The sequence below is a fragment of the Micromonospora purpureochromogenes genome (assembly GCF_900091515.1).
Lineage (GTDB): Bacteria > Actinomycetota > Actinomycetes > Mycobacteriales > Micromonosporaceae > Micromonospora > Micromonospora purpureochromogenes.
Genome location: NZ_LT607410.1, coordinates 4,263,732 through 4,279,061, shown reverse-complemented (window position 1 = coordinate 4,279,061; position 15,330 = coordinate 4,263,732). Strand labels below are relative to the sequence as shown.

The window sequence follows — 15,330 nt, the reverse complement described above, 5'->3', positions numbered from 1 at the left end:
CAGATGGACAACCCGATGGCATCCGACCTCCCCGCCGACGACGGCATCGAGCCGATCGCGATCGTCGGGCTCGCCGCCCGGCTGCCCGGCGCGGCCGACGTCCGCCAGTTCTGGCGCAACCTGGTCGACGGCGTCGAGTCGGTCACCGAGCTGAGCCGGGAGGAGCAGCTGGCGCGGGGCGCCACGGTGGAGGAGGTCGACGACCCGGGGTGGGTCAACCGGGCGCCGCTGGTCGACGGGTACGACGAGTTCGACGCCGGGCTGTTCGGGATGACCGCCCGGGAGGCGGAGATCACCGACCCGCAGCACCGGCTGTTCCTGGAGAGCTGCTACACCGCGTTGCAGGACGCCGGCTACGACCCGGCCCGCTACGACGGCGCGGTCGGCGTGTACGCCGGCACCGGCGGCAACACCTACCTGCACCGGTACGTCATCCGCAACAAGCGCGTCGGCGGCAGCCCGCACGGGGCGGTCTCCATCGCCACCGGCAACTCGCCGAACTACGTGGCCACCAACGTGTCGTACCGGCTGGACCTGCGCGGGCCGAGCCTGACCGTGCACACCGCCTGCTCCACCTCGCTGGTCGCGTTCCACCTGGCCTGCGAGGCGTTGCGCAACGGCGAGTGCGACATGGCGCTCGCCGGCGGGGTCAACATCGAGCTGCCGCACGTCGGCTACCTGGGCATGGAGGGCTTCACCTCGCCGGACGGGCGGTGCCGGCCGTTCGACGCCGCCGCCAACGGCACGGTCTGGGGCAGCGGCGTCGGCGTCACCCTGCTCAAGCGCCTCTCCGACGCGATCGCCGACGGCGACGCCATCCGGGCCGTGGTGCTCGGCAACGCCGTCAACAACGACGGCGCCGGCAAGGTCGGCTTCACCGCTCCCAGCATCGACGGGCAGATGGAGGCGATCGCCCAGGCCGTCGGGATGGCCGGGATCGACCCGCGCAGCATCAGCTACGTCGAGGCGCACGGCACCGGCACCGCGATGGGCGACCCGATCGAGGTCGCCGCCCTCTCCGCCGTCTACACCCGGGACACCGACGACCGGGGCTGGTGCGGCATCGGCTCGGTGAAGTCCAACATCGGCCACCTCAGCCAGCCCTCCGGGATCGTCAGCGTGATCAAGACGGTGCTCGCGATGGAGCACGGACTGATCCCGCCGAGCATCAACTTCGAGCAGCCGAACCCGGCGATCGACTTCGCCGACACCCCGTTCTACGTGGCGAACACGTTGACCAAGTGGGACACCGACGGCGGGCCGCGCCGGGCCGGGGTCAGCTCCTTCGGCATCGGCGGCACGAACGCCCACGTGGTGCTCCAGGAGGCGCCGGCGGCGTACCGGGCCGACCGGGCGGTCCGCCCGGCGCAGCTGCTGCACGTGTCGGCGAAGACCGCCACCGCCCTGGACACCGCCGTGCTGCGCCTCGCCGAGCACCTGGAGGGCGGCACCGACGGCGGGCCGCAGCTGCTCGCCGACGTGGCGCACACCCTGCGGGTGGGCCGGCAGGAGTACCCGCACCGGGTCGCCGTGGTCGCCGCCGACCTGCCGGACGCGGTGACCGCGCTGCGCACCGCGCGCCGCCGCCAGTCCGGCGTCGTCGACGGCCCCGCGCCCCGCGTGGGCCTGCTGTTCTCCGGGCAGGGCTCCCAGTACGCCGGGATGGGCGCGCAGCTCTACGCCGAGGAGCCCGCCTTCGCCGCCATCGTGGACGAGTGCGCCGAGCTGCTCCGCCCCGAGCTGGGGCTGGACGTCCGCGACCTGATCCTCGGCCGCGACCCGGAGGCGGGGGAGAAGCTCACCGAGACCCGCTACACCCAGCCGGCCCTCTTCGTCGTCGAGTACGCCCTCGCCACCGTCTGGCTGCGGGCCGGGGCGCGCCCGGCCGCGATGATCGGTCACTCGATCGGCGAGTACGTCGCCGCCACCGTCGCCGGGGTGCTGAGCCTGCCGGACGCGCTGCGGGTGGTCGCCGCGCGGGGCCGGCTGATGCAGTCCCTGCCGGCCGGCTCGATGCTCGCCGTGGCGCTGGACGAGTCGGTGGTCGCGCAGCGCCTGCCCGAGGGGCTGGCCATCGCCACCGTCAACGGCCCGGGCACCTGCGTGGTGGCCGGCGAGAGCGACAAGGTCGCCGCGTTCGCCGAGACGATCAAGGGCAGGAGCAAGGCGCTGCGCACCTCCCACGCCTTCCACTCGCCGATGATGGAACCGATCCTGGCCGAGTTCACCGCCCTGATGGCGGGGTTGCCGCTGCGCCCGCCGGCGATCCCGTTCCTGTCCAACGTCACCGGCAGCTGGATCACCGCCGAGCAGGCCACCGACCCGGCGTACTGGGCCGCGCACCTGCGCCGGCCGGTGCGCTTCGGCGACTGCGTGGCCACGCTGCTCGCCGAGGGCACCTGGGCGTTGCTGGAGTGCGGCCCCGGCCGGCAGCTGGCCAACCTGGCCCGGATGCAGGTCGCGAAGGCCGGCCCGGCCCAGCGGGCGCTGACCCCGCTGGGCAGCCTGCCCGGCCCCGGTGAGCGCAGCGGCGATCTGGCCACCCTGCTCACCAGCGCCGGCGCGCTCTGGTGCGCCGGCGTCGGGGTGCGGCTCGACGCCGATCCGGCCGCCCGCCGGGTGCCGCTGCCCACGTATCCGTTCGAACGCCGCCGCTACTGGGTGGACCCGGACCCGGTGGACCAGGCGCCCGCCGCGCCGGAGCAGCGCGGGCCGCGCCCGCTGCCGGAGTGGTTCGCCGTGCCGGTCTGGCGGCAGGCCGCCGCCGAGCCGCGGACCGCGCCGCTGGGCCGCTGCCTGGTCCTGGCCGACGGTCCGCGCGGCGACGCGCTGGTCGCGGCGCTGCGAGCCGCGGGTGTCACGCCCACCGTGGTACGCGCCGGCGAGCGCTTCGCGGCGGTCGACGGCGGGTACCGGCTGCGGCCGGGCGCCCGCGAGGACCACGACGCCCTGGTGGCGGCGCTCGCCGCCGACCCGCCGGAGCGGCTGGTGCACGCCTTCGCCCTCGACGGCGCCCCGGCCGGCACCGACGTCGCCGCCGCCTGGGCCGCCCAGGACCGGGGCTTCTTCAGCGCGCTGCACCTGGTGCAGGCGCTCGCCGGGGCCGGGCTGACCACCGACGAGCGCGCCCGCACCCTCGACCTGGTCACCGCCGGCATCGGGGACGTGACCGGCACCGACCTCATCCGCCCCGAGCACGCCACCCTGGCCGGACTGGCCCGGGTGCTCCCGGCCGAGCTGCCCGGGCTGGCCGTCCGGCTGCTGGACGCCGACCCGGCCTCGTCCGACGTGGACGCGCTCGTCGCCGAGCTGCGCCGGCCGGTCGACCCGGCCCGCGCCGAGCTGGCGCTGCGCGGCCCGCGCCGCTGGGTGACCGGCTACGAGCAGGTCACCGTCGACGCCGAGGGCGAGCCGGGCGCGCTGCGCGAGGGCGGCCGGTACGTGATCACCGGCGGTCTGGGCGGCATCGGCGTCACCCTGGCCGAGGACTTCGCCCGGCGGGCCCGGGCGAAGCTGGTGCTGCTGGCCCGTTCCGGCCTGCCGCCGCGCGAGCGGTGGGACGACCACCTGGCCGTGCACGGCGGCGCAGACCGGGCGGGCCGGGCGATCGCGGCGATCCGCCGGATGGAGGCGGCCGGCGCGTCGGTGCTGGTGCTCGCCGCCGACGTCACCGACCCGGCCGACCTGCGCCGGGTCCGGGCGGCCGCCGAGGCCGAGTTCGGCGGGATCGACGGCATCGTGCACGCCGCCGGCCTGCCCGGCGGTGGCATGGCCGAGGTCAAGGAGCGCGCCGAGGCGGAGCGGGTGCTCGCGCCGAAGCTCGCCGGCACCCTCGCCCTGGCCGAGGTCTTCGGCGACCTGCCGCTGGACTTCGTGGTGCTCTGTTCCTCGATCACCGCGGTGGTCGGCGGCTTCGGCCAGGTCGACTACTGCGCGGCGAACAGCTTCCTCGACGCGTACGCCCGGGCCGGCGCGGGCTTCCGGGCGCCGGTGCTGTCGCAAGACTGGGGTGGCTGGGCCGAGGTGGGCATGGCCGTGGAGACCGACGCGCCGGCCGGCTTCCGGGCCGCCGGACGGGACACCGTCACCCACCCGGTGGACCACCCGGTGCTGACCACGGCGGTGACCGGCCCGGACGGCGTGGTCCTGCACGGCCTGGTCTCCGCCGACACGCACTGGCTGCTGGACGAGCACCGCATCGGTGGCGTGCCGGTGGTGCCCGGCACCGCCCACCTGGAGTCGGTCCGGGCGGCGGTGGCCGCCGGGCTGCCCACCCCGGTCGGGGACGCGGCGGTGGAGCTGCGCGACGTGGTCTTCCTGGAGCCGTTCTCGGTGCCCGACGGCACGGTCGCGCAGTACCGGGTCGAGCTGACCCCCACCGAGGACGGCGTGGACTTCGCGGTACGCAGCCTCGCCGCCGGGCAGCTGCGCACCCACGTCCGCGGCGCGGCCGGCTGGACCGACGAGCCGGCCCCGCCCGCGCGGGTGCCGGCGGTGACCGGCCGGCGGGTGGACGACGACGCCTCGTTCGGCCGGGGGCGCACCAGCATGCTGACCTTCGGGCCGCGCTGGGCCGCGCTGGCCGAGCACCACCTGGGCGAGGGGGAGGAGCTGGCCCGGATCACCGCGCCCGACGCGGCGGTCGGCGACCTGCCCTCGTGGGGGCTGCACCCGGCGCTGCTGGACGTGGCCACCGCGTTCGGCCGGGGCCAGGGCAGCGGCACCTACCTGCCGCTGTCGTACGGGCGGATCGTGGTGCGCGGCGCCCTGCCGGCGCAGTTCCACAGCCACCTGCGGCACCGCGACAGCGCCACCGACGAGGTCGTCGCCGCCGATCTGTCCCTGCGGGACGCCGACGGCCGGGAGCTGGTCGCGATCAGCGACTTCGTGCTGCGCCGGGTCGACCAGGGCGCGGTGACCGGCGGGCTGGCCACGGCGGGCGCACCGGTGCAGGCGCCCGCCCCGGAGCCGGGGGTGCCGACCGAGGACATCCGGCCGGTCGACGGGGCCGAGGCGTTCCGCCGCAGTCTCACCGCCGGTCTCGGCGCGCAGGTGGTGATCGCCACCCGGACCGTCGACGACATCCGCGGCCGCGCCTCCCGGGTCACCACCGGGAGCCTGGAGACCGCCGACGAGCCGGCCCCCGCCGTCCCGGCCGGCGGCGGCGCCGGCTCCGCCGCGCCGCGTACCGAGCTGGAGATCACCGTCGCCCAGGTCTGGCGGGACGGGCTGGGGGTGGCCGAGGTGGGCGTGGACGACGACTTCTTCGCCCTCGGCGGCAACTCCCTGGTCGCGGTCCAGCTGATCGCCGCGATGCGCAAGGCGACGGGGGTACGGCTGCCGATGCGCAGTCTCTTCGAGACCCCGACCGTCGCCGGCCTGGCGGCCCGGATCGAGGAGCTGCGCGCCACCGTCGCGCCCACCGACGACACCGCCCCGGCCACCATCCCCGCCATCCCGCGGCTGCCCCGCGACTGAGCGTCGAGAAACAGGAGTGACAGAGCAATGAGCGACACGATCGCCACGCTGCCGGTGGTCGTCGAGAACGACGGCACACCACTGACCGAGCTCGTCGACCGGCGGCGGACGGAGCTGCGCGCCGCCCTCGCCGTACACGGCGGGCTGCTGTTCCGCGGCTTCGACGTCGGCGGGGTGGACGGCTTCGACCGGGTGGTCCGGGCGTTCTCCGGCGAGCCGCTGACCTACACCGAGCGGTCCTCACCCCGGCACGCCATCAAGGGCCGGGTCTACACCTCGACCGACTACCCGCCGGACGAGGAAATCTTCCTGCACAACGAGAACTCGTACCAGGCGCGCTGGCCGTTGACGCTGTTCTTCTACTGCATCAGCCCGCCGGACACCCTCGGCGCCACCCCGCTCGCCGACGTCCGCCGGGTGTACGCCGAGATCGACCCGGCGGTGCGCGAGGAGTTCGTCCGGCGGCGCTGGATGCTGGTGCGCAACTTCCACGCCGACTTCGGCACCCGCTGGCAGGACGTGTTCGGCACCGACGACCGGGCCGAGGTCGAGGCGTACGGGGCGGCGAACCGGATCCGGCTGGAGTGGGTCGGCGTGGACGGGCTGCGCACCCGGGCGGTGCGCGACGCGGTGCACCACCGGCCCGGCTCGGACACCCCGCGCTGGTTCAACCACGCCACCTTCTTCCACGTGAGCACCCTCCCGAAGGACTACCAGGAGGGGCTGCTGGACATGTTCGGCGCCGACGGGCTGCCGGCGAACACCTACTACGGCGACGGCGGCGAGATCCCCGCCGACGTCATGGACCACCTGCGGGCCGCGTACCGGGCCGCCAGCGTCCGCTTCGACTACCGGCGCGACGACGTGCTGGTGGTCGACAACATGACCGCCGCGCACGGGCGGGAGCCCTTCACCGGGGCCCGCCGGATCGCCGTGGCGATGGCCGAACCGCACACCCCCGAGAGCGCTGGAGAGCACTGATGGCCGAATCCCGATTCCTGGTCGTCCGCAACGACGAGGAGCAGTACTCGATCTGGCCGGCCGACCGTGAGCTGCCCGCCGGGTGGCACGACGCCGGCTTCGCCGGCACCCGCGAGGAGTGCCTGTCCCACGTGGACGCCGTCTGGACCGACATGCGTCCCCGCTCCGTGCGGGAGGTGCCGTCATGACGCGGGAGTGGACCTTCCCGGCCTCCTTCGCCCAGGAGCGGGTGTGGATGGCCAACCAGTTGGACACCGCCTCGCCGGTCTACAACATCTCCACCCCGTGGCGGTTCCCGGCCGGCATCGACGCCGACACCGCCGGCGAGGTCGTCGGCCGGGTCGTCGCCCGGCACGAGGCGCTCCGCACCCACCTGCGGATGGACGACGGCGCCCTGGTGCAGGTGGTACGGGAGCACGAGCCGGTCCGGCTGCCCGCCGACGACCTGCGCGACCTGCCCGAGGCCGAGCGGGCCGCCCGGTACGCCGCCCTGCGGACCGAGCTGGCCCGCACCCCGATCCCGCTGGACGCCCCGCCGCTGTGGCGGGCCCGGCTGGTCCGCCTCGACGACGCCTGGACGCTGCTGTTCGTGGTGCACCACGCCGTCTTCGACAGCCACTCGGCGGTGCTGCTGGTGGCCGAACTGGCCGCGTTCAGCGAGGCCGCGCTGACCGGCGCGCCCGCCGCCGTGCCCGAGCTGCCCATCCAGTACGCCGACTTCGCGGTCTGGCAGCGCGACCAGCTCACCGGCGCGGAGCTGGACCGCCAGCTCGCCTTCTGGACCGGCCAGCTCGCCGGGGCGCCGCCGGTCACCGGCCTGCCGCTGGACCGCCCCCGCCCGGCCCAGCTCGGCTTCGCCGGCGACGAGGTGCGTTTCGCCCTGCCCGACGGGCTGCTCGACCGGGTCGGCCGGCTCGCCGCCGGGTCGGCGGCCACCCCGTACATGGTGCTGCTGGCCGGGTTCGCCGCCCTGCTGTCGCGGATCTCCGGCGACACCGACGTGGTGGTCGGCGTCTCCACCGCCGGCCGGGACACCGCCGAGCTGACCCCGCTGATCGGCATGTTCGTCAACCCGGTGGCGCTGCGCTGCGACGTCGGCGGCGATCCCAGCTTCACCGAGCTGCTCGGCCGGGTCCGCGCCGGCCTGGTGGACGCGATGGAGCACGGCCAGACCCCGTTCCAGCGGATCGTCGAGGCGGTCGCCCCGCAGCGCGACCCGTCCGTGCAGCCGATCTTCCAGACGGCGCTGAACTTCATCCCCGATTCCGGGCTGGACCCGGTGGAGCTGGGCACCACCAAGGACGACCTCGCCTTCGACGTCACCACCGGCGAGAGCCGCCTGGTCTACCGCACCGACCTGTTCGACCGGGCCACCGCCGAGGCGGTGGTCGCGCGGTACGTGCGGCTGCTCACCGCCGCCGTCGCCGACCCGGGGCAGCCGGTCTCCGCGCTGCCGCTGTTCGTCGACGCCGAGCGGGACCTCGTCCTGCGGGCCTGGAACGGCGACGACGCCACCCCGGCGTTCCGCTCGGTCATCGAGCGGGTGCAGCGGCAGGCCGCTGCCACTCCGGACGCCGTCGCCCTGGTCTGCGAGGGCGTCTCGCTCACGTACGCCGAGCTGAACACCGCCGCCAACCGGCTCGCCCGGGTGCTGGTGGCCCGGGGCGCCGCCCCGGAGGCCCGGGTGGCGCTCGCCCTGCCCCGCTCGCCCGAGCTGCTGGTCGCCGTCCTCGCCGTGCTCAAGTCCGGCGCCGCGTACGTCCCGGTGGACACCGGCTACCCGGCCGGCCGGATCGCGTACCTGCTCGCCGACGCGGAGCCGACGCTGGTGCTGGCCCTGCCGGAGACCGCCGCGCTGGTGCCCGCCGGCGCGGTGGTGCTGGACGGGGAGGTCGGCGCCGACCAGGCCGACGGCGACCTGACCGACGCCGACCGGGCCGCCCCGCTGCGCCCCGAGCACCCGGCGTACGTGCTCTACACCTCCGGCTCCACCGGCCGTCCGAAGGGCGTGGTGGTGGAGCACCGAGCCGTGGCCGCGTACCTGGCCTGGGCCCGGGACGCCTACCCGGGGCTGGCCGGCACCGCGCTGCTGCCCTCGCCGGTCTCGTTCGACCTCACCGTGACCGGCCTGCTCGGCCCGCTCACCGCCGGCGGCACCGTCCGGCTGGCCGGGATCGACTCGCCGCACGCCCGGGTCGGCGGCCGGCCGAGCTTCCTCAAGGTCACCCCGAGCCACCTGCCGCTGCTCGACGCCGCGCTGTCGCCGACCACCGACCTGGTGATCGGCGGTGAGGCGCTCACCGGCGAGCAGCTGGCGGGCTGGCGGGCCGCGCACCCGGACGTGGCGGTCGTCAACGAGTACGGCCCGACCGAGGCGACCGTCGGCTGCGTCGCCGCCCGGGTCGCGCCCGGTCGACCGCTGGCTGCCGGACCGGTCCCGATCGGTCGGCCCACCGCCGGGGCGCGGGTCTACCTGCTCGACGCCGCGCTCCAGCCGGTGCCGCCGGGCGTGGTCGGCGAGCTGTACGTCGCCGGGGACCAGCTGGCCCGGGGCTACCTGCACCGGCCCGGCCTGACCGCCGAACGCTTCCTGCCCTGCCCGTACGGCCGGCCCGGCCAGCGGATGTACCGCACCGGCGACCTGGCCCGCTGGCGCACCGACGGCACGCTGGACTACCTGGGCCGCCGCGACGACCAGGTCAAGGTGCGCGGCATGCGGATCGAGCTGGGCGAGATCGAGTCGGCCATGCTGGCCCACCCGCAGGTCCGCGAGGCCGCGGTGGCGGTGCGCACCGACTCGGGGGAGCCGGCCCTGGTCGGCTACCTGGTCGGCGCGGCCGACGAGGCCGCCCTCGCCGCCGAGCTGGCCCGCGACCTACCGGCCCACCTGGTGCCGGCCGCGTTCGTCCGGCTCGACGCGCTGCCGCTGACCCCGAACGGCAAGCTGGACCGGGCCGCGCTGCCCGCGCCGCCGGCCACCGTGGCGGCCGACGGCTACGTCCCGCCGCGCACCGACGCCGAGACCCTGGTGGCCGAGGTGTACGCCGAGATCCTCCAGGTGGAGAAGGTCGGCGCGCTGGACGACTTCTTCGTCCTCGGCGGCAACTCGCTGCGCGGCATGCGGGCGATGGCCCGGATCCGCGCCGAGGTGGACGTCGACCTGCCGATGCGGGCGCTGTTCAGCAGCCCCGTGGTCGCCGACCTGGCCGCCCAGATCGAGCAGCGGATCGCCGCCGAGCTGGACGAGCTCTCCGAGACCGAGGTCGCCGCGTTGCTGGCGGCGGAGAAGGACACCCCCGCATGACGGACCTGAAGGATCCCGCCCGGGAGGCCGCCCGGGCGGCGCTGATCGCCCAGCGGCTGCGCCGGCGGCAGGCCTCGCCGACCGCCCGGATCACGCCCCGCCCGGAGGGCGCCGAGGTGCCGCTGTCGTACGCCCAGGAGCGGGTCTGGTTCATGGACCAGCTCGCTCCGGGCGAGGCGGCCTACCACATCGCGGTGCCGCTGCGGGTGCGCGGCCCGCTGGACGTCACGGCGCTGCGCGCCGCCCTGGCCGGGCTGACCGCCCGGCACGAGTCGCTGCGTACCCGCTTCCCGGCCGACGCCGACGGTCGCCCCACCGTCGTCGTCGCCGACTCCGTCGAGGTGCCGCTGACCATCGTGGACGCCCCCGACGAGCGGGCCGCGCAGGCGCTGGTGGACGCGGCCGCGGCCGAGCCGTTCGACCTGGCGGCCGGGCCGCTGCTGCGCGCCCTGCTGATCCGGCTCGCTGCCAACGATAATCCGGCCTCCGCGTCGCAAGACGGCACTCCGGACCGGATGAACGCCGCCGACGACCACGTGCTCTTCCTCGGCCAGCACCACATCGTCGGCGACGGCTGGTCGGTGGACGTGCTGCTGCGCGATCTGATCACCCGCTACCGGGGCGGCGAGCCGCCCGCCCTGCCGGTGCAGTACGGCGACTTCGCCCACTGGGAGGCCCGGGAGCTGGACGGGCCGCGGGCCCGTGGGCACCTGGACTGGTGGAAGCGCCGGCTGGCCGGCATCACCCCGCTGGAACTGCCGCTGGACCGGCCCCGCCCGGCCACCCAGACCTACCGGGGCGACTTCGTCGAGTTCCAGGTCGACCGGGCGGTCACCGACGGGCTCGCCGCGCTCACCCGCGGATCGGGCGGGACCCTGTTCATGACCCTGCTCGCGGCGTACCAGGTGCTGTTGTCCCGGCACGCCGGGCAGGACGACTTCGCCGTCGGCGCCTCGGTCGCCGGCCGGTCCGCCCCGGAACTGGAGGACGTCGTCGGCATGTTCATCAACATGCTGCCGATGCGCGCCGAGCTGGCCGGCGATCCGACCTTCAGCGAGCTGCTGGAGCGCACCCGGCGGGCCGTGCTCGACGGCTTCGAGCACGCCGAGGTGCCGTTCGCGAAGGTGGTGCACGAGTTGGGGCTGCCCCGCGACGTCAGCCGGTCGCCGGTGTTCCAGGCCATGTTCGTCCTGCAGAACTACGAGATGGGCCGCTTCTCCGGCGTCTCCGACGCCGACCAGGTGAGCTTCCGCTGGACCCCGATGGAGCTGCGGGCCACCCGGTTCGACTTCGAGCTGCACGCCGTCGAGGTGCCCGACGGCATCTGGGGCAAGCTGGTCTTCAACACCGACCTGTTCACCCGCGACACCGTCGAGCGGATGGCGCGGCGCTGGACCACCCTGCTGGCCGCGATCGTCGCCGCCCCGGACACCCCGGTCGCCGCCCTGGACCTGCTCCCGCCCGCCGAGCGGGCGCTGCTGGCGGGCTGGAACGACACCGCCGCCGACTTCCCGGCCAGCCAGACGCTGCACGGGCCGATCGAGGAACGCGCCGCCCGCACCCCGGACGCCGTCGCGGTCACCATCGAGGGCAGGTCGACCACGTACGCCGAGCTGAACGCCGCGGCCAACCGGGTCGCGCACCGGCTGCGCGCCGCCGGCGTCGGCCCGGAGACCCTGGTCGGCGTCTGCGCGGAGCGGTCGGTGGAGCTGGTCACCGGCCTGCTCGGGGTGCTCAAGGCCGGCGGCGCGTACCTGCCGCTGGACCCGGAGTACCCGGCGGACCGGCTGGCCTTCATGGTCGACGACGCCGCCGCGCCGGTGGTGCTCGTGCAGGAGCACCTGCGCGACGCGCTGCCGAGCACCGGCGCCACCGTGCTGGCCCTGGACGACCCCGGGATCTGGGCCGACCAGCCCGCCGACGACCCGGCGCCGGCGGCGGGCCCGGCGCACCTGGCGTACGTCATCTACACCTCCGGCTCGACCGGCCGGCCCAAGGGCGTGCCGAACACCCACCGGGGCATCGTCAACCGGTTGGACTGGATGCAGCGGACCTACCGGCTCGGTCCCGACGACGCGGTGCTGCAGAAGACCCCGGCCAGCTTCGACGTCTCGGTCTGGGAGTTCTTCTGGCCGCTTCGTGAGGGGGCCCGGTTGGTGCTGGCGAAGCCCGGCGGGCACAAGGACGCCGGCTACCTGCGCGACCTGCTGGTCGCCGAGCGGGTCACCACCGCCCACTTCGTCCCGTCGATGCTCACCGTCTTCCTCGCCGAGTCCGGCGTCGAGGCGGCGACGGCGCTGCGCCGGGTGATCTGCTCGGGCGAGGAGTTGCCGCCGGCCACGGCGGTCGACTTCAGCGTCCGGCTGCCCGGGTGCGAGCTGCACAACCTGTACGGCCCGACCGAGGCGGCCATCGACGTCAGCGCCTGGCACTGCGACCCGGCGCTGCTGCCGGGCCTGACCACCGTCCCGATCGGCGCCCCGATCGCCAACCTGCGGCTGCACGTGCTGGATCCGCACGGCAACCCCTGCCCGGTCGGGGTGGCCGGCGAGTTGCACATCGGCGGCGTGGGGCTGGCCCGCGGCTACCACCGCCGGCCCGCGCTCACCGCCGAGCGGTTCGTGCCGGACTCGTTCTCCGGTGAGCCCGGCGCCCGGCTCTACCGCACCGGCGACCTGGCCCGTTGGGTGAGCGTCCCGGCCGGCGGGGTGATCGAGTTCCTGGGCCGGATCGACCACCAGGTGAAGCTGCGCGGCCTGCGGATCGAGCTGGGCGAGATTGAGAGCGCGCTGCGCGAGCAGCCGGCGGTGACCGAGGCGGCGGTGATCGTCCGCGAGGACACCCCCGGCGACAAGCGGCTCACCGCCTACCTGGTCGGCGCGGCCGAGCACGCCGCGCTGAAGGCGGCGCTGAAACAGACCCTGCCGGAGTACATGGTGCCGGCCGCGTTCGTCACCCTGGACGGCCTGCCGCTGACGCCCAACGGCAAGCTGGATCGGAGGGCGCTGCCCGCGCCGGTGCTCACCCGCGAGGCGTCGGTCGCCCTGGTGGAGCCGCGCGACGACACCGAGCGGCTGCTCGCCGGCATCTGGTCGGAGGTGCTCGGCGTGGCCACGCTCGGCATCGACGACGACTTCTTCGACCTGGGCGGGCACTCCATGCTCGCCACCCAGGTGGTGGCGAGGATCCGCAAGGCAGAGCACGGCGGGCGCGCCGTCGGGGTGATGGACCTGTTCCAGCAGCGGACGATCCGTGAGCTGGCCGCGTTCATGTCCGGCGGCGGGGACGGCGCGGACGGGCCGCGCCGGCTGCTCTACGAGCTGACCGGGCCGATCCCGGCGGCGCAGCGGGTGCTCAGCTACGTCTGCGTCCCGTACGGCGGCGGCAGCGCGATCGTCTACCAGCCGCTGGCGGACGCGCTGCCCGCCGGCCATGCCCTGTGGTCGCTGGCCATCCCCGGCCACGACGTCGGGCTCAGCGAGGACGGCCTGCCGTTCGAGGAGCTGACCAGCCGGGTCGCCGACGAGATCCTGGACCGCGTCGAAGGGCCGATCGCCCTCTACGGTCACTGCGGCGTGGGCAGCGCGATCGTCGCCGAGGTGGCCCGCAAGGTGGAGGCCGCCGGCCGGGACCTGGAAGCGGTCTACATCGGCGCGATGTTCCCGTTCGCCCGCCCCCGGGGCGCCTTCGCCGCCCTGCGCAACCGGCTCGAACAGTTGCGCAGCAACCGGCACTACGCCAGCTGGCTCAAGTCGATGGGGGTGGACACCGACGAGCTGGACCCGGAGCAGGCCGACCGGATCATCAGCAACATGCGGGCCGACTCGCGGGCCTCCGAGGAGTACTTCACCGGCCTGCTCGACCGGGGCGCGACGAAGCTGCGCGCGCCGATCATCTCGGTGGTCGGCTCGGAGGACCCGGTGACCGACTACCACGCCGAGCGGTACGCCGAGTGGCAGTTCCTCAGCGACACCCTGGGCCTGGTGGTGCTCGACCAGGCCGGGCACTTCTTCCTCAAGTACCGCGCCGAGGAGCTGGCGGAGATCGTCACCCGGGTCCACCCGGCGGCGGCCGCCGGGGACGTCGCCGCCCTCACCCCGCAGGCGCGGGGTGCCGACGCCGGCTGGGCGGTCGCCGCCCACCAGCGCGCGGGCCGGTCGGGCCGGCCCGAGCAGACCGCGGTGAAGCCCTCCATGGCCCGGTTCGTCGCGGTCACCGCCGGGCAGCTGGTCTCCACCACCGGCTCCGCGCTGACCGCGTTCGCGCTGCCGATCTGGCTGTTCACCCGGACCGGATCGGTGGCCGACCTGGGTCTGCTCTGGGCGCTGGCGCTGATCTGCGGCGTGCTGATGCTGCCGGTGGCCGGCGCCGTCACCGACCGGGTCAGCCGCCGCCGGATCATGATGGTCGCCAGCTGCACCGCCGGGTCGATCCAGCTGGTGCTCGCCGCGCTGCTCTGGACCGACAACCTGGTCCTCTGGCACATCTACGCCCTGGTCGCGTTGAGCCAGGTCGCGGGTTCGTTCCAGCGGATCGCGTTCCAGTCGGCGGTGCCGCAGCTGGTGCCGAAGCGCTACCTCGGGCACGCGATGGGCATCACCCAGCTCTCCAGCGGCTTCGCGATGCTGCTGATGCCCGTCTTCGCCGCCGGCCTGCTCGCCGCCATCGAACTCAAGGGCATCCTGCTCATCGACGTGGCGAGCTACCTGGTGGCGGTGCTGACCCTGGCCGTGGTGCGCTTCCCCGACCTGCTCGGCTGGCGGCCCCGGGAGCGGCTGCTGGTGGCGATCGCCAACGGGCTGCGCTACTCCTGGCAGCACCGTGGCTTCCGGCTGATGCTGGGCTACTTCGCCCTGGGCAACATCTTCCTGGCCCCGGCGCTGGTGCTCACCACGCCGCTGGTGCTCTCGTTCGGCACCGCCACGCAGGTGGCGCAGGTGGCCCTGGCCGAGGCCTGCGGCGCGGTGGCCGGCGGCGTGCTGATGTCGCTGTGGGGCGGGCCCCGGCGCCGGCGGATGGTCGGCGTGCTGGTCGGCAACCTCGGCACCGCCGTCGGCTGCGTGCTGGTCGGCCTGGACGCCTCGGTGACGATGGTCTGCGTCGGCATCTTCTGGCTGGCCATGGCGATGACCACCGCGCAGTCGATCTACGCGACCATCGTGCAGGTCAAGGTGCCGCAGCGCTTCCACGGCCGGGTGTTCAGCCTCAACCAGACCATCTCCTGGTCGACCCTGCCGATCGGCTTCGCGCTGCTCGCCCCGGCGGCGACCGGCCTCTTCGAGCCGATGCTCGCCCCGGGCGGGTCGCTGGCCGGGTCGGTGGGCGCGGTGATCGGCACCGGGCCGGGCCGGGGCATCGGCTTCGCGTACGTCTGCTTCGGGCTGGCCCTGGTCCTGATCACCCTGGGCGGGTTCGCGATCCGGATGCTGCGCCGCTTCGACGTCGAGGTGCCGGACTCGCTGCCGGACGACCTGATCGGCGCGCAGGAGCGGCAGCGGCGGCTCGCGGAGCGGGCGGCGGCGCAGGAACGGGAGCCCGTCGCGGCGTGACCCGGCGTGGGGCCCTCC

At 75.1% G+C, this 15,330-nt stretch carries 5 protein-coding genes; all 5 read left to right on the top strand.

The window, feature by feature from the left end; translation table 11 throughout:
- Positions 1–3 precede the first annotated feature (3 nt).
- From GA0074696_RS19840 to GA0074696_RS19820, 5 genes are read left to right on the top strand one after another with little or no spacing between them, the layout of a single operon-like run.
- A complete protein-coding gene (locus tag GA0074696_RS19840; RefSeq protein ID WP_231925086.1) occupies positions 4–5,478 on the top strand; it encodes a type I polyketide synthase in 5,475 nt (1,824 codons plus the stop codon).
- A 27-nt stretch (positions 5,479–5,505) separates the two neighbouring features.
- Positions 5,506–6,459, top strand: a complete 954-nt coding sequence (locus GA0074696_RS19835) for a TauD/TfdA family dioxygenase (RefSeq protein WP_088962480.1) — start codon at positions 5,506–5,508, stop codon at positions 6,457–6,459.
- Positions 6,459–6,647 (top strand): MbtH family protein, encoded by a 189-nt coding sequence (locus tag GA0074696_RS19830; protein ID WP_088962479.1) that lies wholly within the window; start codon positions 6,459–6,461, stop codon positions 6,645–6,647. Before GA0074696_RS19835 ends, GA0074696_RS19830 begins: the two co-directional genes overlap by 1 nt.
- Positions 6,644–9,763 (top strand): non-ribosomal peptide synthetase, encoded by a 3,120-nt coding sequence (locus tag GA0074696_RS19825; RefSeq protein ID WP_088962478.1) that lies wholly within the window; start codon positions 6,644–6,646, stop codon positions 9,761–9,763. Before GA0074696_RS19830 ends, GA0074696_RS19825 begins: the two co-directional genes overlap by 4 nt.
- Positions 9,760–15,312: a non-ribosomal peptide synthetase/MFS transporter gene (locus tag GA0074696_RS19820; RefSeq protein ID WP_088962477.1), complete on the top strand. Its 5,553-nt coding sequence runs from the start codon at positions 9,760–9,762 to the stop codon at positions 15,310–15,312. The genes GA0074696_RS19825 and GA0074696_RS19820 overlap by 4 nt, the downstream gene beginning before the upstream one ends.
- The last annotated feature ends 18 nt before the right edge of the window (positions 15,313–15,330 follow it).

What these genes read in the sequence shown, in the direction of transcription:
- GA0074696_RS19835 (WP_088962480.1), top strand. Translation starts at nt 5,506, where the DNA reads ATGAGCGACACGATCGCCACGCTGCCGGTGGTCGTCGAGAACGACGGC.
- GA0074696_RS19830 (WP_088962479.1), top strand. Translation starts at nt 6,459, where the DNA reads ATGGCCGAATCCCGATTCCTGGTCGTCCGCAACGACGAGGAGCAGTAC.
- GA0074696_RS19820 (WP_088962477.1), top strand. Translation starts at nt 9,760, where the DNA reads ATGACGGACCTGAAGGATCCCGCCCGGGAGGCCGCCCGGGCGGCGCTG.
- GA0074696_RS19840 (WP_231925086.1), top strand. Translation starts at nt 4, where the DNA reads ATGGACAACCCGATGGCATCCGACCTCCCCGCCGACGACGGCATCGAG.
- GA0074696_RS19825 (WP_088962478.1), top strand. Translation starts at nt 6,644, where the DNA reads ATGACGCGGGAGTGGACCTTCCCGGCCTCCTTCGCCCAGGAGCGGGTG.